The sequence below is a fragment of the Nocardioides sp. NPDC087217 genome, from assembly GCF_044744805.1.
GTDB lineage: Bacteria > Actinomycetota > Actinomycetes > Propionibacteriales > Nocardioidaceae > Nocardioides.
Genome location: NZ_JBIUZB010000006.1, coordinates 288445 through 307234, shown reverse-complemented (window position 1 = coordinate 307234; position 18790 = coordinate 288445). Strand labels below are relative to the sequence as shown.

Genomic DNA, 18790 nt, shown 5'->3' with positions numbered 1-18790 from the left:
ACGAAGGAGCGAAGATGCTCGCGTACGAACGGACCGGCAGCGGGGAGCCGCTGCTCCTGATCCATGGCATCGCGCACCGCAGGCAGGCGTGGGGCGGGGTGGTGGAGCGGCTGGCCGACGACTTCGAGGTGATCACAATCGATCTGCCGGGACACGGTGAGTCGCCCGCGTTCGATCTGGCGGGGCGTACGGTGCGGGAGGCGGTGGCCCACGAGCTGAACGAGCTTCGCGAAGAGCTCGGGATCGAGCGGCCGCACGTCGCCGGCAACAGCCTCGGCGGACTGCTCGCGCTGGAGATGGCCGACGCCGGGCACGCGCGGTCGGTGACCGCCCTCTCCCCCGCCGGGTTCTGGATGAACGGAGTCGACTACCTCTACGTCCGGGGCCTGTTCGCCGGGATCCAGGCGGTCGCGCAGCCGCTGGCGCCGGTGGCTGGGTCGCTGCTGCAGTCGCGGGTGGCGCGTGCGGTCACGATGGGCTGCTTCTTCGCTCGCCCAGGGCAGATCGAACCGGCCGTCGCGGCTGCCGACACCGCCAACATGGTCGCCTCACGCGAGGGGATCAGGACCTTCTTCAGCGGTGTCTACCGCTACAGCTACCCGGGGCCGACGCAGAGGTACGTCCCGACCACCATCGCTTGGGCCTCGCGCGACCTCACGCTCCTTCCCTACCAGGCGAAGGTGGCCGCACGGCGTCTCCCGCACGCGAACCACCGGTGGCTGGCGGGCTGCGGCCACGTGCCGATGAACGACGACCCCGACCTGGTGGCCGAGGTCATCCGCGAGACCGCCCGGACCCAGCCACGCGACGAGCAGGTCGCCTAGCCGCGAGCGGCGAGGATCCCGCGCGGGTCGAAGGCGACCCGGATCTCGGTGATCAGCCCGTCCTCGACGCGCATCCAGTTGGCGGTGGGGGCGGGCTCGGCGACGGTGGTGTGCAGGTCGAACCAGGTGATCACGCTCGGCCCGTCGGCGATCCGCTCCTTCACCTCGATCTTGTCGAGCACCTTCGCCATGCCCTCCAGTCCGGCGACGCACTCGTCAGCACCCTCGATCGTGGCGAGCGGGCCGGCGAAGCTCACGTCGTCGGCCAGCAGCGCGCGCAGACGGATGAAGTCGCGCTCCTGCCAGGCGGTGAAGTACGCCTCGGCGAGTTCGGCAGCGGATGCGGTCATCGGGATCTCCTCAGGTCGGTTCGGCTTTCCTCTCCCAGCCTGACCCCACTCCCACAAACACTCAAACAGATAGTTCTGCTGCTTGCTAGCATCAATGGTGATGGAAATCGGTCAGCTCCGCTACTTCGTCGCCGTCGTCGACCACGGATCGTTCACGGCCGCGGCGCAGCGCCTCCACGTCAGCCAGTCGGGCATCAGTGCCCAGCTGGCCAAGCTCGAGCGCGAGCTCGGCCACGACCTGCTCGTCCGGGGTCCCCGCAACGTACGTCTCACCCACGCCGGCGAGACGCTCCTCCCCCGCGCCCGCGACGCGATCCGGGCGATCGAGGGGGTGCGGCAGAGCGCCGACGAGCTGAGCGACCTGATCCACGGCCAGGTACGCCTCGGGATGATCGCCGGCTGCACGATCCCCGGCTTCCTCGACGCCGTCGCCACCTTCCACCGGGAGCATCCCGGGGTCAGCGTCGAGCTCGTCGAGGACACCTCCGACCGCCTCCAGCGACGTACGCTGGCCGGCGAGCTCGATCTGAGCCTGATCTCCCACGCGGGACCCGTCATCGACGGCCTGGCCACCGAGTCCGTCAGCGACGAGCGGCTCGCCGTGATCACGCCGGTCGGCCATCGCCTCGCCGGCGCCCGGCCGAGGCTCGCCGACCTCCACGAGGAGACGGTCCTCTGCATCCCGCCGGGCACGGGCATTCGCACGGCTCTGGAGCAGTCGAGCGCGCGGGCGGGGGTGGAGCCGAAGGTCGACCTGTCCGGGTCGAACCCGGAGACGCTGCTCGGGCTGACCGCCCGGGGGCTGGGCGTCTGCGTGCTGGCCGAGTCGATGGCCGCCGGGACGGATCTGGTCGCGACGCCGATCGTCGACGCGGAGGTGCGTGCCGGGCTCGCGCTCGTGATCCGCGACGGTGACCAGCAGCGCGCCACTCGGCGGCTCTACGGCCTGCTTCAGGCCGCGCTCACCTGAGGATGGCGCAGCCCGGGATGGTCCTCGGGCAGCGAGCGCCGCAGGACGACCCAGCTCACCAGCAGGCACAGGGCGACCAGCGGCCAACTGAGCGCGACCCGGGCGATCGCCAGGGCGACCACGTCACCCGACCACCACAGTGGGCCGAAGATGGCGACCCGGATGACGTACTGACAGACCCAGACCCAGCTCGCCAGCGCATAGCCCCGCAGCAGGACGGGGTCGCGACGCCAGGCGCCGCGCTGGCGCAGGACCAGGCCGACGACCACGCCGAGCAGCGGCCAGCGGAACGCGATGCTGACGGCCCACACCAGAGCGCTGGCCGCATTGGCGGCGAGCTGGACCACGAAGAAGTCCTCCGCCCGGCCGGTACGCAGCGCGATCATCGCCGCGACCGCGACGCCCGCCACGCCCAGCAGCACAGCGCGCGGCTTGCGGCCCTTGCGCCACTGCCAGATCGCCACGATCGCGGCCACCGCGAGCGCCACCACGGTCGCGATCCACAGCTCTCCGCTGACCAGCCAGCCGGCCGCGAACGCGACGGGCGGGACGGTGGCGTCGATCGCACCCCGCGCTCCTCCGAGGAGGTCAGCGAGCGTCTCGGCGTCTTCGTTGCGGCGGTCGGTGGTCATCACGGGAGTAAGGCTAGCCTTACTTGCAAGGATGCGTGACGCCTCGGTCGGCGTCAGTGACTTCTCGGCCGACGGGGCTGACGCCTCGGCAAAATTTCACCGTGAGGGCAACCGGTGGACGTACGGCGGCCATCCGGCGCCGCTTTGCTCTGAGCGCCGCTGCTCGGGCACGCGGGAGACGCCCTATCCAAGCGGAGGATTCAACGTGTCACACGAGCACCACCCCCACTCGCACGGGCCGGAGGGGCACCACCACGCCCACGCGCACGGCCACGACCACACTCACTCCCACGAGGTCGACGAGATCACCCTCGCCGCCTCCTCGGACGCGTCCGACAGCGACCTGCGTCCCGCCGAGGTGACCCGGCGCAACCTGCTCCGCGCCGCCGGCATCGCGGGCGCCGTGACCGCCGGGATGGCGGGCATGACCGGGGTGACCCCGGCGATGGCCGAGACCGCCACGACCGCCACCGCGAAGAGCGGCAACCGGGCCACGATCCGGCACTGGCTGGCCGGGGACCACCACATCCACACCCAGTACAGCTCGGATGCGATGTACCGGGTCATCGACCAGGCACAGCACGGCGCCGCGTACGGCCTGGACTGGCTGGTCATCACCGACCACGGCGGTGCGACCCACGCCAAGCTCGGCGTCGACCTGGTCAACCCCGACATCGTGGCCGCGCGCAAGGTGCTCAAGGACACCCTGATCTTCCAGGGTCTGGAGTGGAACATCCCGGCCGCCGAGCACGGCACCGTCTTCGTCGCGCCGGGCGCCAACGAGGTCGCGGTGCTCAAGCAGTTCGAGAACGACTACGACGGCTCCGTCAAGGGCGCCAGCGGCAACTCCCCGCAGAACGAGGCGCTCGCCGTCGCCGGCATCCAGTGGCTCGGCAAGCAGGTCGACAAGCGCCGCGTCGCGGACGCGCTCTTCCTGGCCAACCACCCCGCCCGCAACGGCATCGACAGCCCCCACGAGGTGCGTGCCTGGCGCGACGCCGACCCGCGGATCGCGATCGGCTGGGAGGGCGCGCCCGGCCACCAGGCGGCAGGACTGCCCGCCGGCTACGGCCCGGGCAGCGCCCGCGGCTACTACGGCAACTCCGCGGGCCCGAACTCGTTCCCCGGCTACCCCGCCGAGTCCTACCGCTCCTGGGGCGGCTTCGACTGGTTCACCTCGACCGTCGGCGGCCTGTGGGACTCGCTGCTCGCCGAGGGCAAGCCGTGGTCGATCAGCGCCAACTCCGACTCCCACGTCAACTGGGGCACCACCTCGCGCCGCCCCGACGGATCCGACTCGGCCTCCTTCAACGCCAACGGCCGCTACGGCGACCCGGTCTACGCCGGCTCCCTCAACACCACCGCCGGTGACTTCTGGCCGGGCTACTACAGCCGCACCCACGTCGGCGCCTCCGAGCGCAGCTACGGCGCGGTCATGAAGGGCCTGCGCAACGGCCGCGTCTGGGTCGACCACGGCGCGCTGGTGAAGTCGGTCGACGTACGGGTCGTCTCCTCCGACGGTGGCTCCGAGAGCCTCGGCGGCACCCTGAAGGCGAAGAAGGGCAGCCGGATCTCGCTGGTCGTCACCATCGCCGCCCAGGACGTCCCGAACTGGTCGCAGTTCGTCCCGAGCCTCAACCGGGTCGACGTGATCCGGGGCGCGGTCGACCCGACGTACGTCTCCGACCGCGACACCTGGAAGGCGCCCGACACGAAGGTGATCGAGCAGACCGACACCTCGGGCCGCACCGGCACCTTCCAGCTGCGCTACGACCTCGGTCGTGTCGAGGAGGCGTTCTACGTGCGTGTCCGCGGCACCGACGCCAACCGGTCCCAGCCCGGCTACCTCGGCGCCGGCATCGACCCTGCCGGTCCCGCCATCGACGTCGTCGGCGACGCCGACCCGTGGGTCGACCTGTGGTTCTACACCAACCCGGTCTGGGTCGTCCCGACTCGATGACCACCCGACGCCTGGCCGTCGATGCCGACGCCCGGGACCTCGCCACCGCCGAGCACCTCGTCCATCGCCTGGACGAGGTGCTCGGCGCGGGGCAGCCCGAGGACGCGTACGTCATCAGCACACATGTCGTGCGCGAGCCGACCGGCCGCCTCGTCGCCGTCCTGGACTGGCCCGACGGCCCGACGGTCGAGGAGCTGACCGCGCTTCTCGCCGACCGGCTCCCCGAGGCGTACGTCACCACCGACTCCCCCGCGATCGACGAGGCCGCCGCGCGCAGCGCCGGGCGGCTGGCCCGTTACCCGGGACGCACCACGATCGAGACCGTGACCACGGTGGCCGCCGTCGAGGCGGACAGCATCGTCGACGCCGTCGAGGGCCTGGCCGGAATCTCGCTGGAACCCGGCGACACCCTCGATCTCACCGGGTTCGCGCGGCCGGTGTGGCGCGAGGGGCGCTGCGTACTCCTGGTCCAGCGCTCCGCCACCGGTCTGGTGCCGTTCGAGATGCGCCACCAGATCCCCTGCTGCTCGGACCACTGAGGTTCAGACCGACGCGGAGCCTCGCGGCAGCGGTGCCTCCCAGTGGCGCCACATCGCCAGCAGGCGCCAGCCGGCGCAGACGACGAAGGCAGCGGCCATCACCAGCGACTGCGGCAGCGCGAGGAACAGGCCGAAGGCCACGACCGCGGCGCCGGCGAAGGCGGGGATGGCGTAGAAGACGCTGCGGCGCAGGATGATCGGCACCTGGCCGGCGAGCACGTCGCGGATCACCCCGCCGCCCACGCCGGTGGCCAGCCCCATGATCGCGGCCGCCATCGGGGAGAGCCCGTAGTCGAGTCCCTTGACCGCCCCGGCGATGACGAACAGCCCCAGGCCGAGGGCGTCGAAGACGTTGATCATCGGCCCGAGCCGGCCCAGCGCGGGGTGGAAGTAGAAGGTCAGCAGACCGGCCGTCATCGGCACCACGAGGTAGCGCCAGTCGGACAGCGCGGCGACCGGGGTCGCGCCGATGGCCATGTCACGCAGGAAGCCGCCGCCGAGGCCGGTGACGCAGGCGAGGACGATCACGCCGAAGATGTCGAGCTCCTTGCGCACCGCCATCAGACCGCCGGAGAGCGCGAAGACGAAGCACCCGACCAAGTCGAGCACGAGGAGGGTCAGCGTCTGTTCCACCGCCAAATGGTCGCCTCGCTCGCCCCAAAAACCCCAAATGCCACGGCCACGCGGCATGGGCACCCCATACGATGAAGGTCCGTGGCGTAGGGTCGTCACAACCCGTATCTAGAATTGAGAAGAGGATGTCAGCCGAAGGATTGCCCCTGACTCCGGGCCAGCTCGAAGAGCAGGCACCGGATGAGGCTGGACCCGTCCTTCTGCGGCTCATCTCGGTCAGTGACGATGGTTTACGCATGCTTCTCGTCGATGACGAGGACCGTGAATACACCGCCGACATCGACGACCGTCTCCGTGCAGCACTCGAGGCTGTGTCGACCCGCCGATCGGAGCAAACCGTGAACAAGACCCCGAGCAGCAGCCTGCGGCCCCGTGACATTCAGACCCGTATTCGTTCGGGCGAGAGTGCCGAGGAGGTCGCCGCTGTCGCCGGCACCACGGTCGAGAAGATCTTGGCCTTCGCCGGCCCCGTCCTCGCCGAGCGCGAGCACATGGCACAGCGCGCCCAGCAGGCTTCCGTGCGCCGTCGGCCCGGTGAGGCCGCCAGCACCGCCCGCACCTTGGGCGAGGCGGTCAGCGCCCACTTCCAGACGATGTACGTCGACCCCGAGTCGGTCAACTGGGACTCCTACCGGCGCCCCGACGGACGCTGGAAGCTCACCGGTGAGTACGAGACCCCCGAGCGCTCCGGCATCGCCGAGCTGACCTACGACGCCCCGGGCAACTTCGTCGAGCTCGACAACGACGACGCCCGCTGGCTGACCGGCGAGAAGCTCGAGGCCGCAGCGCCCGAGCCGGAGCCGATCACCGACGACATGCTCGCCGCGCGGCGTCGCCGCGCGCAGAGCTCGACCCCTCCTGCGCAGGCTCCGGCCGCGCAGGCTCCGGCAGCGCCGGCCGCGCCCGTCCAGGCGCCGGCTCCGGTCACTCCTCCCCCGGCTCCCCAGCCGGTCAAGGAGGCCAAGACCGCGAAGACGGCTCACGTGGATGTCGACACCCCGCTCGAGGCGTTCTTGGGCGACGAGTCCCCGACCGGCAAGCAGGCGCCGGTCCCGGCCGAGCCCGAGCTCGAGCCGACGGTCGTCGAGCCCGCGGCCGCCGAGGCTCCTGCCGAGCCCGAGCAGCCCGACGAGGCTCAGCAGAAGCCGGCCAAGAAGTCGTCCGCGCGCCGCAAGCGCGCCTCGGTCCCGAGCTGGGACGAGATCATGTTCGGTGGCGGCAAGTCGGAGTGAACCGACTGGTGTGAACCCGTTCACGGACCGGCCATCGGCCGGTCCGTGTTACGTCGGCGACCCGACCCGACAGAGTCGGCAGCGGGTCGGGCGCAGTTCACGCGCCCCCGATGAAGTGAGTGGAGGCAAGCACTTCCACCCTTCTCGGAGGCCCCCCGATGCTCCTGCCCGACTCGCTGAGCCGACGCTCCCTCCTCTCCAGCACCGCCACGACCGGCTTCGCCGCATCCGCAGCCATGCTGCTCGGCACCGGCTCGATCCCCGCCGACGCGGTGTCCGTCAAGGGCGCTACGTCGCTCTCCGGCTACCCGTTCACCATGGGCGTCGCCTCCGGCGACCCGCTCCCCAACTCCGTCGTCCTCTGGACCCGCCTCGCCCCCGAACCGCTCGCCGCCGATGGTCTCGGTGGCATGCCGCAGGAGCCGGTCAAGGTCCGCTGGCAGGTCGCCGAGGACCCCCGCTTCCGCAAGGTCGTGAAGTCCGGCACCGTCACCGCCACCCCGAACTTCGGCCACTCGGTCCACCCCGAGGTCTGGGGCCTGCGTCCCGGCCGCGACTACTGGTACCGCTTCCTGGCCGCCGGCGAGGTCAGCCAGACCGGGCACACCCGGACCGCCCCCGCGTACGGCTCCTCGCTCTCGCAGATGAGCTTCGCCTTCGCCTCCTGCGCGCTCTACAGCCACGGCTTCTACACCGCCTACCGGCACCTGGCTGACGAGGACGTCGACGTCGTCTTCCACCTGGGCGACTACCTGTACGAGTCCGGCGTCACCCCCGAGAACAACTGGCGCAACACCCCGGTCTCCCCCGCCGTCGGCGGGGAGACGCTCGACCTGGCCCGCTACCGCCTGCAGTACGGCCTCTACAAGTCCGACCCGGACCTGATGGCCGCCCACCAGTCCCACGCGTTCGTGGTCGCACCCGACGACCACGAGGTCGAGAACAACTGGGCCGACGAGACGCCCGAGGAGCGGAGCCAGTCCCAGGGCGAGCTGTGGATGCCGCGGCGTACGGCTGCCTTCCAGGCCTACTACGAGCACCTGCCGTTCCGCGCCAGCTCGCTGCCGGACGGTCCGGACATGCAGATCTACCGGAGCCTGCGCTACGGCGACCTGGTCGACTTCAACGTGCTCGACACCCGGCAGTACCGCGACGACCAGGCGTACGCGGACGGCAGCGACCCCGCCAGCCCGGAGCTGACCCCGGACATCTACGACCCGTCGCGCTCGATGATGGGCTTCGAGCAGGAGGCCTGGCTCCAGCGCAGCTGGCGGCAGTCGACCGCCCGCTGGCAGGTGCTCGCCAACCAGGCACCGATGGCGGAGACCGACCTCGACGAGACTTCCGCCAAGACGCTCTACATGGATCCCTGGGACGGCTACATCGCCAACCGCAACCGGCTCCTCGAGGGTGCTCGCACCAGCGGCATCGAGAACCTCGTCGTCATCACCGGCGACCGCCACCACAACTACGCCAGCAACCTGCTGGCCGACTACGACGACCCCGAGTCGGCCGTCGTCGGCAGCGAGTTCGTCGGCACCTCCATCGCCAGCGGCGGCGACGGCGCCGACATGACCACCGGCGGCGAGTCCCTGCTGCGGGCCAACGACCACCTGAAGTTCTTCAACAGCCAGCGGGGCTACGTACGCGTCAAGGTCACGCCCGAGGAGCTCTCCAGCGACTTCCGGGTCGTGCCGTACGTCCAGCGCCCGGGCGCCCCGATCTCCACCCGTGCGACCTACGTCGTCGAGAACGGCCGCCCCGGCGTCCAGCTCGACACCCAGAGCACCCCCGTCGGGACGAGGTACGCCGACGTGCCCATGCCGACGCTCAACGGCAAGCGCTAGCCGAACGGCAGCGGCTCGGGCACCAGGGAGACCGACTGGGCCCGGGCCGCGGTCAGCCGGCGGCGGTGGTGCTGGCGGCAGAGGACTTCGTAGGAGACCGCACTGGGGGCCTCGTCGGTGTCGCCGACGACGACCTGGTCGCCCTCGGTGACCATGACGCCGTCCTCGACGCGGGCGTTGTGGGTCGCCCGCTTGCCGCACCAGCACAGCGCCTCGACCTGCAGCACCTCCGTACGGTCGGCGAGCTCGACCAGACGAGCAGCGCCCGGGAAGAGCCGGGTGCGGAAGTCGGTGAGGATGCCGAAGCAGAAGACGTCGATCTGCAGCTCGTCGGTGATCTTGGCGAGCGCCTCGATCTGCTCGGGCGTGTAGAACTGCGCCTCGTCACAGATCATGTAGTCGATCCGGGCGCCGTGGGTCAGCGAGTCGACGGCGTGGCGCCAGAAGTCGAAGTCGTCGGTGACCTCGATCGCGTCGTGGGTCAGCCCCAGCCGCGAGGTGACCACCGCCTCGCCGGAGCGGTCGTGGGCGGTGAAGATCAGCCCCACCCTGCCGCGAGCGGCGTGATTGTGGTTGGTCTGCAGCGCGAGGGTCGACTTCCCTGCGTCCATCGTCCCGGTCCAGAAGGTCAGCTCAGCCACTCACGGAAGCCTAGTGGTCCGCGCCCCGGCTCGTGGCAGGACCCTCATGGCTGGACTTGTTCCGCCGATAGTGGCGCGCGACTCGTGCCCGGTTGCCACAGCCCTCGGAGCACCACTCGCGCCTTGGGTGGTCGCGCACGAAGTAGAGGACGCAGCCGGGGCCACCGCACGCGCGCAGCTGGTGGGGCGCCTGCTGGGTCAGCACCTCAGATCCTTCCAGCGCGACCAGGTTCAGCTCCCGCTGCAGGCCGGAGCCGTCGGTGCGCCACCCGCGCGCGTAGCCGCCCTGCCGGCCGTGGCGCAGGGTGGGTGCGCAGTGGGACACGAACTCGTTGAGCACCGCGAGCGCCGCTTCGGCGCTGAGCCCCTCCGAGACGCTGTGCGGCCGGCTGTCGCCGGTCACGTCCGCGGCCAGCCGGCGCAGGGCGTCCCGCAGCGCCCGAGCCCGGCCATGGTCGTGCTCGTCCAGGTCCGGATGGCACCCGAGACCCGCCACCTCTGCCCAGGCGCGGAGATGCGCCACGCTCTCCAGCGAGTCACGGACGGTGGTCCGCTCGGCCCAGATCGTGTTCATGAGGCGTACGGCCCGGGGTTGGGTCGGATACAGCACGGGCACCTGCAGCTCCACGGCCACCTCTTCCGTCATCGATCTAATGGTCAGTCTAGGTCTCAGTCGTTATGTGGTCACGCGCGACGGCCAGTTGGGCCTCGAGCTGGCTGATCCGTTCTCTCAGCTCCGCGACGGTGTGCCTGGCGGCCGCCAGGGGCACCAGCTGCGGGATGTGCTGCTTGCAGTTCCAGTCGTACGCCTCGACGTCGATCAGGATCCCGCGCTCGACCCGCGCCGAGCTTCCGACCGGAGCCAGCGAGTCGACCAGCTCGGGGTCGTCCTCGAGCTCGACGACCCGCGCGCGGCCGAAGATCTTCATCCTGGCCTGCAGCTGGTAGTCGATCAGGAACAGGGAGACCCGCTCGTCGTGGTCGAGGTTGCCGCGGGTGATGTACTGCCGATTGCCCCGAAAGTCGGCGAACCCCAGCGTGGCCTCGTCGATCACCTTCAGGAACCCGGGCGGCCCTCCGCGGTGTTGCACGTAGGGCCACCCGGTCTCGCTGACGGTGGCCAGGAAGAAGCTGTCCCGCGACGAGATGAAGGCGGCCTCGCCCCTCCCGATCCGGTCCGGCACGTTGTCGGTCCCAGCCATGCGTGCGTACGCCGCGGCGCTCCCGTGGATCGACTGATGCTCTGCCACCAGCGGCGTGAACGCGACCTGCCCGTAGTGCCCGGTCATCGCCGGCCCTCGACTCTGTGCTCACCCATGACAAACCCCTTCCGTCCGGAAACAGCGTGTCGCTGCTAATGGATATACATAATTTAACCATTAGCAGCGACCGACATTCCCGTCCGGCGGAGGTTTTCGCGCCGGGGCGCCTGGAACGGGCTAGGAGACCAGCAGTGGGATCAGCATCTCGTCTGGCGTCAGTGATCCGTGCAACCCGACCAAGGTCGTCTCGTACTGGAACAGGCTCGTCGAGACGACCGCGTGCTCTCCGTGGGAGGCGACGATCACGTCGCCGAGCCGCGGCAGCACCGACGGGGTGACCGGCCCGAACCAGCCGCGCCGGATCGCGGTCTCCCGGGTCATCACGTCGGCCTTGTCTCCCAGCGTCTCCGACCAGGTCGCGACCACGTCGTCGACCGCGCCGCGCGAGCAGTAGAGATGCCGGAAACGGGCCTCGCCGCCGACCAGGGCGACCCCGTGGCGCAGCTCGGGGAAGTCGTCGATGTCTGTGCGGGAGGTGGCGGGCGAGTCGACCATGCCGTGGTCGGCGAGCACCAGGAGGCGTACGGACGGGTCCAGGGCGTCTCGCAGCTGCTCGGCCTCGGCGTCGATCATCGAGAGCTGCTGCAGCCAGGGCGAGGAGGCGACGCCGTACTTGTGGCCGGTCCAGTCCAGGTCGCCGTCGTAGAGGTAGGTGAGCGACCCAGGCACCCGCGAGAGCGCGACCGCCGAGGCGATCCGCTCGCCGACCCGGTCGGCTCCGACGAACTCCGCGCCCCGGTGGGCGGCGATGGTCAGTCCCGAGCCGCCGAAGACGCGCTTGTTGATCACGGTGACCGGCACGCCGGCCTCGCTCAGGCGCTGGAAGACGGTCTGGTTGGGCTGCCACTCGACCGGGTCGATGTCCTTGCGCCACTGCAGCGCGTTGAGCAGGTGCTCGGTGCCCGGGATCCGGGAGGTGTAGCCGACCAGCCCGTGTCCGCCGGGCGTCAGCCCCGTCCCGAACGAGGTCAGGCTAGTCGCCGTCGTCGACGGGACCCCGGCCGTACCGTCCTTCTGGTTCTCGCTCAACGAGGCCAGGAACGGCGCCGCGTGAGCGTAGCGGCGCAGCAGGTTGGTGCCCATCCCGTCGACGAGGAAGACGACGTACGCAGCAGCCGACGGCAGCTCGAGACCAGATCTCGCCTCGGAGGTGCCCAACGGGACGTCCATGGCGGCGGCGACCGCCGGCAGGACATCACCCAGTGAGCGCTCCCCGTAGGCGGGGGCGAGAAACCCGGTCACCGGCCCCTCACCGGCTGTGGGTGCGAGCCGAGAGCGATTCCGCGAAGGAGAGCAGGCGGTCGACCGAGTCGTGACCGTCGGCGGCGGCCGAGACGCGCAGCGAGAAGTCGTCCGGGGTGAGCACGCCGGTGTAGCCGTGGTCGGCGTCGCAGTTGGGGTCGGAGCAGCCCGCGGGCTCGAGGTCGACGCGGTTGACGCCGCCCCAGCCGATGGTCATGACCACCTCGGCCGGCTTGCTCGATCCCTTCGTCGGGTTGGTGATCATCCGGGTCACTACCACGGAGTTCACCGAGTCGATGCGTACGGCCTCGGTCGAGGTCGAGGTGTAGGGCTCGGGCAGCAGGTCGTCACCGGCGTGCTCGTCGGTGTGGGCCAGGATCAGCCGCGTCGGGGTCAGCACCAGCACGGAGAGGTGGCGGCGCACCTCGTCACGGTCGAACGTCGGCTCGTGGTGCAGGAAGAAGGAGGACACCTTCTCTCCGGACACTGCGGAGGCGACGCAGTCGGCCACCACCTCGGGGTAGTAGCCGGTGCGGTCGATCTCGGCGCGCAGGTCGTCGGCGCGGTCGAGATCATCGGTGCGGGTGCTCATGACACCCATCCTTCCACGGCGTCCCACGGTGGCCTAGCCGGGCAGTGTGTCGCCCACCGCGGGGTTGAGGCGGCGTACGAACCAGTCGGAGCGCGGATCGGCGACCAGGTCGACCCTGGCGCCGGCGGTGAGGACGGCGGATCCCTCGAGCCCGACGAGGACCAGCGAGAGGTCGAGGGAGGAGATCTGGGGCAGGTCGTTCTGCAGCTGGGCGACCCTGAGGACGAGCCGCTCGATCTCGTCGACGTCGACCATGTCGCCGCCGCGGTAGCCGAAGAGCATCGGCGCTGCCTTGATCTCGCGCACCATCGAGGCGGCATCGCGCTCGGACAGCGGCGGGATCCGGTAGGCCTTGTCGGCCACCAGCTCGGTGATGGGGCCGGCGATGCCGAAGGAGACCACGGGGCCGAACAGCGGGTCCTCCATGGAGCGGATCGCGACCGGGACGCCCGGAGGCGCGGTGCGCTGCACGGTGAACCCGCCGGTCTCGGGCGGGATCCGGCTGGTGATCAGGTCCCAGGCCTCGGTCATCTCGTCGACGTCGTCGATGTTTCGTACGACGTGGGCCTGGTCGGGCCGCTCCCGGACGCTCTCGACGGTCGCCTTGAGGACGACACCCCAGCCGAGGTCCTCCCCCGCGGAGATCGCCTCCTCGAGGGTGCTGACGCTGTGGGTGTTCCACAGCTTGATGCCGTAGGCGGCCAGCACCATGCCGAGGTCCTCGCGGCTCAGGTCACCCCCGGCGGGGCGCGCGGCGAGCACGTCGGTGACGATCTTGCGCGCCGTGCGCGGGTCGCACTCGTCGGTGCTGAGCCACGGGGTCTCGCCGTCGGCGGAGCGCAGCCACACGGCGTACTCCACGACCTTGGCCAGGGCGCGTACGGCCGACTCCACCGAGGAGTAGGACGGCACCGAGCCGCGACCGGCGGTCGAGCCGGCGACGTCGGGGACGCGGAGCAGCTCGGGGACACCCTCGGCGCCCAGGAAGCTGGTGACCAGCGGCTTGTCGGACTGCTCCCCCACCGCGGCGAGCACGTTGGCGATCTCCTCGCCGGAGACGTTGAGCGGCGGGATGTAGACCGAGATCACCGCGTCGACCTCGGGGTCGTCGATGGCCGCGTCGAGCGCGTCCTCGAAGTCCTCGGCGCTCGGCTCGGTGGGCAGCGGGACCTGCTTGTTGACCTGCAGACCCGCCGAGACGGCGGCGTCGGCGGCCAGCAGGCCCAGGGCGTCGGAGTTGCCGACGATGGCCACCCGCCGGCCGCGCGGGAGCGGCTGGTGGGCGAGGAGCTGGGCGACGTCGAACATCTCGTCGAGGGTGTCGACCTGGATGATCCCGGCCTGGCGGAACATCGCGTCGACGGCCGCCGGCGGGGCGCTGATCTTGCGGACCGCGTGACCCATCGGCACACCCTGGGTGGTGCGACCCGAGCGGACCGCGACGATCGGCTTGCGCAGCGAGACGCGGCGGGCGATGCGGGAGAACTTCCGCGGGTTACCGATCGACTCCAGGTACATCATCACGACCTCGGTCGAGACGTCCTCCTCCCAGTACTGCAGGAGGTCGTTGCCGGAGACGTCGGCGCGGTTTCCGGCGCTGACGAAGGTCGACAGGCCCAGGCCTCGGTTGTTGACCTTCTCCAGGATCGCGGAGCCGAGCGCACCCGACTGGCAGAAGAAGCCCGCGCGGCCGCGCGGCGGCATCGTCGGGGCGAGGCTGGCGTTGATCTTGACCTGCGGGTCGGTGTTGATGACGCCGAGCGCGTTGGGCCCGATCAGCCGCAGCCCGTAGGAGCGGGACAGGTTCACCAGCCGCCGCTGCCGCTGGCGGCCCTCCTCGCCGGTCTCGGCGAAGCCGCTAGAGATGACCACGAGCCCGTGCACGCCCTTGGCCGCACAGTCGAGCACGACGTCCTGGACGGCGTCGGCGGGCACCGCGACGATCGCCACGTCGACGTCGTCGGGGATGTCCTGGACGCTCTTGTACGCCGGCATGCCGCTGACCGCGGTGGAGCTGGGGTTGACCATGTAGACCCGGCCGGTGAAGTCACCGATCACCAGGTTGCGGACCAGCGCCTGGCCGACGGTCTCCTGCCGCCGGCTGGCGCCGATGACCGCGACCGAGCGCGGGTTGAAGAAGCGGTGGATCGAGGCAGACTCGGCCTCGTGCTCGCGCAGGGCGAGGCGGCCGACCGCGGTGTCGGTGACATCGATCCCGAACTGCAGCGAGATGACCCCGTCCTCGTAGACGCTGGCGACCTTGTAGCCGGCGTCGCGGAAGGTCTGGATCATCCGCGCGTTGTCGGGGAGCACGTCGGCGGTGAACTTGGTGACCCCGCGCTCACGCCCGGCCTGGGCGAGGTGCTCGAGCAGGATCTGCGCGATCCCCCGGCCCTGGTAGTCGTCCTCGACGAGGAAGGCGACCTCGGCCTCGCCGGGCTTGACCACGTCGTAGCGCCCCACCGCGATCATCCGGCCCCGGAGGGTCAGGATGAACGCCACCCGGTCCTTGTGGTCGACCTCGGTGAAGCGCGCGACGTCGCGGGCGGACAGGTGCGGCATCGGCGAGAAGAAGCGGTAGTACTTCGACTCGTCGCTGACCCGGTGGTCGTAGAAGTCGACCAGCAGGTCCTTGTCCGCCGACCGGATCGGCCTGATGTGGGCCGTCCGACCGTCGCGCAGCAGCACGTCCGCCTCCCAGTGGGAGGGGTACGGCGGGGTCTGCTGCGCGGTCACGAGAGAAATCTAGCGGGAGAGGCCAGTCAACTACAGCGGGCGCGAAGCTGAAGAGTGCTCGCAAGCGTGCGCCACTCGGCAAGCGGCAGGTCGGAGGAGCTGTCCTCGGTGAGCACCTGGACCAGCACGTGGTCCGCGCCGGCGTCGTGATGCGCCTGCAGGCGCCCCCGCACCGCGTCCTCGTCGCCCCAGGCGGCGCCGAGGTCCACCCAGCGGTCGCTGCCCTCGCCCTCGAAGTCTTCAGGCTCGAGGCCGTAGTCCTGCAGGGCGCCGGTGTAGTTGGGCAGGCCGAGGTACATCGACAGGCGCTGCCGGGCGATCGCCCGAGCGCGTGCCGGATCGGTTTCGAGGACCACCTTCTGCTCGGCAGCCAGCAAGGGGCCGGCGCCGAGAGCGGCCCGTGCGTGCGCGGTGTGTTCCGGCGGCATCAGGTACGGGTGCGCGCCGGCGGTGCGGTTGCCGGCGAGATCGAGCATGCGCGGGCGAAGAGCGGCCAGGAGCCGTCCCTCCTCGGGGACCGTGCCCGCAGCGTCGAGATCGTCGAGGTAGGCCACGGTGCGGCTGTACGGCTTGACGTACGTCTGCTCGCCGACCCGCTGCGCATGACTGTTGCCGAGACCGAGCACGAACCGGTCGCCGTACGTCGCGTTGAGCTCTCGATGACGTGCCGCCACCTCCGCGGCGGGGTTGTCCCAGATGCTCACGATGCCGGTGACCACGAGCAGGTCGGTGGTGCCCGCGAGCAGCGCCTCATGCACCTCGAACGGCAGCGAGGAGACTCCGACCCAGATCGCGCCGTAGCCCAGGCTCTCCACCTCGGCCGCGACCTCCCGCGCCCGGCCGAGGTCGGTCCACTGCTGCGCACCGGTCCACACCCCGTACGGCGTCAGCCGCCTCTTGAGCTCGTCCACCTTCTGCTGGTCAGGCATGCCAGAACCCCTCCGATAGGTTATGTTCGACAGTGATCGAACACGCCAACCTTGTACGACGGAGATCGAACATGTCAACCGACTTCCGCACCCCGGCGACCGACGCGGCGCTCCAGGGCGCCCTCGACGCGGTCGGCGACCCTGTGCGCCGCTCGATCCTCCGGCAGCTGGCCGCGGCCGAGCCGTGGACGATCGCGTGCGGTCAGTTCGACCTCCCGGTGGGGAAGTCGACACTGACCCATCACTTCAAGTCACTCGTCGAGGCCGGTCTCCTCGAGCAGCGCGACGAGGGCAACCGGCGGATGAACAGGCTGATGCGCGACGAGTTCGACCGTCGGTTCCCCGGGCTGCTCGATCTGGTGCTCGACAACACGTCGGCCACCTGATCTCGACGTGTCCGACCGTCCCGACCGACTGGTCAGGCAGCTCGTACGAGCGGCGGGTCGAGGTCCTTGCTGACATCGATGGTGCCGGCGGGACTGACGATGTACTTGTAGCCGTGGGGGCTGCGCCATCGGTAGGCGCCTGTCCGGATCCGGTGGTAGCGCCAGCCGTGGTGGGTCTTCATCCGGTGATGGCGCCGACACAACGGAGTCAGATTCCGGCTGCTGGTCGGGCCGCCGTCTGCGTACGCCACGCGGTGGTCGAGGTCGCAATGCTCGGCACGTGCCTCGCAGTACGGGAACGAGCACTTGGCGTGGAGCAGCTCGGCCTGGCGGCGTTGCCGGGCGGTCGGGGTGTAGCCGGTGGCTTCGATGTCTTCGGCCAGGTCGACCACGACGACCGGTTTGATCACGGTGCCCGGCGTGGTGGCCCACTGCTCGAGCCGTTCAAGGGCGACCAGGCCCCGGGTGTTCTCAAGACGCACCAGCCCGGTGCCGGCCAGGTCGCGGGTGTCGGTGTGGACGACGAGCTCGACCACCCGGGCCACGCCGGGGACACCGTCGAGGGAACCGGAGTTGTACGCCCGCCCGAGCACCCCGAGCGCTGCTGCACGCCGCACATCGAGACTCGCGTCGGCGTAGTCGTCCTGGTCGAGGAGACCGTGCGCGATCGCCGCGACCGCCTGCTCCAGATCCAGGGCGTCGGCGGCGTCGAGGACCCCGTCGAGGTAGCCGAGCGCGAGCACGGCCCGGCCTTGCTCGGCACCGGTCGGGGTGAAGGGCAGGTCGGTGGTGGTGATGGTGACCGACCGGTGCTCGACCGCATCCGACTCGGCCACCGCAGCAGCCACATCGGGTTCGAATAGGGCGGCGGCCTGGGTGATCATCCGCTCCAGCTGCCGGACCCCGACCTGGTGCGCATACGGTCCGATCTGCTGGTCGACCCACGCAGCGGCATCGGCAGCCAGGTTCCGGGTCAGGTCGGCGATCCGACGAGCCCGCCAGGCCAGCAGGGACCCGTCGAGGATCCGCGCCCACACATGCTTGAGGCGGTAGCGCAGCTCGACCGCGTCCCCAAGGAACCTCTTCCCTACCTGGGTCGAGCGCCCCAGAACAGCGGCGAACTCGACCGCGGCAGCCTCGGAGACCAGCGGTGCCCCGGGTCCGGCCAGGGGCAGCATCCGGTCCCCGAACCTGTCCCCGTCCAACCGCGCCGACTCCTCACGGTCCCGGACCGAATGCAGCGCCGCGAACCGTGCCGCAGCGATCAACACATCCCGGTCAGCCTGCTCCGCGACCGCCCGCGACGTACGCACCACAGCCAGCAGATCGCTGGTGGTGTCGTCGGGGTCGAGGAGTGCTTCCATGCCTCGTATTTTACCAAGTCCAGGCCCTGTTGTGGACGGTATTTCCGCAGGTCAGATGGCGTATTCACGCCATCTTAGACGGCCCAGTTTGGCGCGTTGCGCCACCGGTTTCGCGACCGATGTGCAGGCGCCGTGAGTGCCGGCTCCCAACCCAATCCGACGCCCGACAGGGCTGGCCGTCGACCCGACAGCCAGCCAGATTTTCTCGATCGGACCCGCCCGAAAGGGTCGGCGGCCAAACACCGCGGCAGCGAGACCACACCAGCCGAACAAGCAACCCGGTCGGCGCGGCGGCCGCTGATCAGTGACGTACGGCGTTGGCGCGGTCGCGCTCGTTGAGCACCCGCCAGCCGTCATAGTCCCAGTTCCGCGCCAGCTTCTGGGCGTGCTTGGGAGCGTCGCCCTCGTGGTTGCGGATGACGAGTTCGCGCACGGCGAACTCCACCGCCTCCTGGGGCGTGGTCGTGCCGGAGATCCGCTGGATCTCCTCGAGCAGTTCGTCGTCGAGCTCGATCTGGGTGACAGCCATCGTCAGCACCTCCATGTGCATCAGCGGTTGATGTCCTGGTCCATCCAGAGTACGCGCCCGAT

General features: G+C 70.3%; 19 protein-coding genes. 7 read left to right on the top strand and 12 right to left on the bottom strand.

Translation table 11 applies throughout. From position 1 onward, the window contains the following. Positions 1 to 14: 14 nt before the first annotated feature. On the top strand, positions 15 to 824 hold the full coding sequence (locus tag ACIO3S_RS24335; protein ID WP_400468282.1) for an alpha/beta fold hydrolase: 810 nt from the start codon (positions 15 to 17) through the stop codon (positions 822 to 824). Here the strand turns inward: ACIO3S_RS24335 and ACIO3S_RS24330 are convergent. Then, positions 821 to 1174, bottom strand: a complete 354-nt coding sequence (locus ACIO3S_RS24330; protein WP_400468280.1) for a nuclear transport factor 2 family protein — start codon at positions 1172 to 1174, stop codon at positions 821 to 823. The two genes, ACIO3S_RS24335 and ACIO3S_RS24330, sit on opposite strands and share 4 nt — an antisense overlap. Before the next feature lie 100 nt (positions 1175 to 1274). Here ACIO3S_RS24330 and ACIO3S_RS24325 point away from each other — a divergent pair, with 100 nt between their 5' ends. Continuing rightward, positions 1275 to 2144, top strand: a complete 870-nt coding sequence (locus ACIO3S_RS24325; RefSeq protein WP_400468278.1) for a LysR family transcriptional regulator — start codon at positions 1275 to 1277, stop codon at positions 2142 to 2144. Here ACIO3S_RS24325 and ACIO3S_RS24320 read toward each other — a convergent pair. Next, positions 2126 to 2776: a DUF3159 domain-containing protein gene (locus ACIO3S_RS24320; RefSeq protein ID WP_400468470.1), complete on the bottom strand. Its 651-nt coding sequence runs from the start codon at positions 2774 to 2776 to the stop codon at positions 2126 to 2128. The two genes, ACIO3S_RS24325 and ACIO3S_RS24320, sit on opposite strands and share 19 nt — an antisense overlap. Positions 2777 to 2981: 205 nt before the next feature. On the opposite strand from ACIO3S_RS24320, the gene ACIO3S_RS24315 reads away from it, so the two are divergent. Continuing rightward, the gene (locus ACIO3S_RS24315; protein ID WP_350718036.1) at positions 2982 to 4736 is read left to right on the top strand and encodes a histidinol-phosphatase; all 1755 of its coding nucleotides are present in this window, start codon (positions 2982 to 2984) and stop codon (positions 4734 to 4736) included. Continuing rightward, positions 4733 to 5275: a hypothetical protein gene (locus ACIO3S_RS24310; RefSeq protein ID WP_400468276.1), complete on the top strand. Its 543-nt coding sequence runs from the start codon at positions 4733 to 4735 to the stop codon at positions 5273 to 5275. The genes ACIO3S_RS24315 and ACIO3S_RS24310 overlap by 4 nt, the downstream gene beginning before the upstream one ends. A gap of 3 nt (positions 5276 to 5278) precedes the next feature. On the opposite strand, the gene ACIO3S_RS24305 is transcribed toward ACIO3S_RS24310, so the two are convergent. Next, positions 5279 to 5908: a trimeric intracellular cation channel family protein gene (locus ACIO3S_RS24305; protein WP_400468274.1), complete on the bottom strand. Its 630-nt coding sequence runs from the start codon at positions 5906 to 5908 to the stop codon at positions 5279 to 5281. A 71-nt stretch (positions 5909 to 5979) separates the two neighbouring features. Here ACIO3S_RS24305 and sepH point away from each other — a divergent pair, with 71 nt between their 5' ends. Both sepH and ACIO3S_RS24295 read left to right on the top strand, forming a co-directional pair. Beyond that, positions 5980 to 7140 (top strand): septation protein SepH, encoded by a 1161-nt coding sequence (gene sepH, locus ACIO3S_RS24300; RefSeq protein ID WP_400468272.1) that lies wholly within the window; start codon positions 5980 to 5982, stop codon positions 7138 to 7140. Positions 7141 to 7298: 158 nt separating this feature from the next. Then, the gene (locus ACIO3S_RS24295; RefSeq protein ID WP_400468270.1) at positions 7299 to 8987 is read left to right on the top strand and encodes an alkaline phosphatase D family protein; all 1689 of its coding nucleotides are present in this window, start codon (positions 7299 to 7301) and stop codon (positions 8985 to 8987) included. Here ACIO3S_RS24295 and ACIO3S_RS24290 read toward each other — a convergent pair. The 7 genes from ACIO3S_RS24290 to ACIO3S_RS24260 form a co-directional block, all read right to left on the bottom strand. Then, complete coding sequence (locus tag ACIO3S_RS24290) at positions 8984 to 9628, bottom strand: thymidine kinase (RefSeq protein WP_141794014.1); 645 nt, start codon at positions 9626 to 9628, stop codon at positions 8984 to 8986. The two genes, ACIO3S_RS24295 and ACIO3S_RS24290, sit on opposite strands and share 4 nt — an antisense overlap. A gap of 10 nt (positions 9629 to 9638) precedes the next feature. Then, positions 9639 to 10274, bottom strand: coding sequence for a CGNR zinc finger domain-containing protein (locus tag ACIO3S_RS24285; RefSeq protein ID WP_400468268.1), 636 nt, complete (start codon positions 10272 to 10274; stop codon positions 9639 to 9641). Between the two features lie 16 nt (positions 10275 to 10290). Continuing rightward, positions 10291 to 10917: a pyridoxamine 5'-phosphate oxidase family protein gene (locus tag ACIO3S_RS24280; protein WP_400468266.1), complete on the bottom strand. Its 627-nt coding sequence runs from the start codon at positions 10915 to 10917 to the stop codon at positions 10291 to 10293. A gap of 150 nt (positions 10918 to 11067) precedes the next feature. Then, positions 11068 to 12192, bottom strand: coding sequence for a nucleotide pyrophosphatase/phosphodiesterase family protein (locus ACIO3S_RS24275; RefSeq protein WP_160024206.1), 1125 nt, complete (start codon positions 12190 to 12192; stop codon positions 11068 to 11070). A gap of 7 nt (positions 12193 to 12199) precedes the next feature. Beyond that, entirely contained in the window at positions 12200 to 12784 is a 585-nt protein-coding gene (locus ACIO3S_RS24270; RefSeq protein ID WP_400468264.1) for a DUF5998 family protein, read from the bottom strand. A gap of 33 nt (positions 12785 to 12817) precedes the next feature. Then, positions 12818 to 15520, bottom strand: a complete 2703-nt coding sequence (locus tag ACIO3S_RS24265) for a GNAT family N-acetyltransferase (protein WP_400468262.1) — start codon at positions 15518 to 15520, stop codon at positions 12818 to 12820. Positions 15521 to 15546: 26 nt separating this feature from the next. Then, positions 15547 to 16449 carry a TIGR03620 family F420-dependent LLM class oxidoreductase gene (locus tag ACIO3S_RS24260; RefSeq protein WP_400468260.1) on the bottom strand — a complete coding sequence of 301 codons (903 nt, stop codon included), beginning with the start codon at positions 16447 to 16449 and terminating at the stop codon, positions 15547 to 15549. Positions 16450 to 16520: 71 nt separating this feature from the next. Between ACIO3S_RS24260 and ACIO3S_RS24255 the strand changes: the two genes are divergently transcribed. Next, positions 16521 to 16835 (top strand): ArsR/SmtB family transcription factor, encoded by a 315-nt coding sequence (locus ACIO3S_RS24255; protein WP_400468258.1) that lies wholly within the window; start codon positions 16521 to 16523, stop codon positions 16833 to 16835. Positions 16836 to 16867: 32 nt separating this feature from the next. Here ACIO3S_RS24255 and ACIO3S_RS24250 read toward each other — a convergent pair whose 3' ends face one another. Further along, positions 16868 to 18199, bottom strand: coding sequence for a hypothetical protein (locus ACIO3S_RS24250; protein ID WP_400468256.1), 1332 nt, complete (start codon positions 18197 to 18199; stop codon positions 16868 to 16870). A gap of 301 nt (positions 18200 to 18500) precedes the next feature. Next, on the bottom strand, positions 18501 to 18728 hold the full coding sequence (locus tag ACIO3S_RS24245; RefSeq protein ID WP_400468253.1) for a type II toxin-antitoxin system VapB family antitoxin: 228 nt from the start codon (positions 18726 to 18728) through the stop codon (positions 18501 to 18503). Positions 18729 to 18790: the final 62 nt, after the last annotated feature.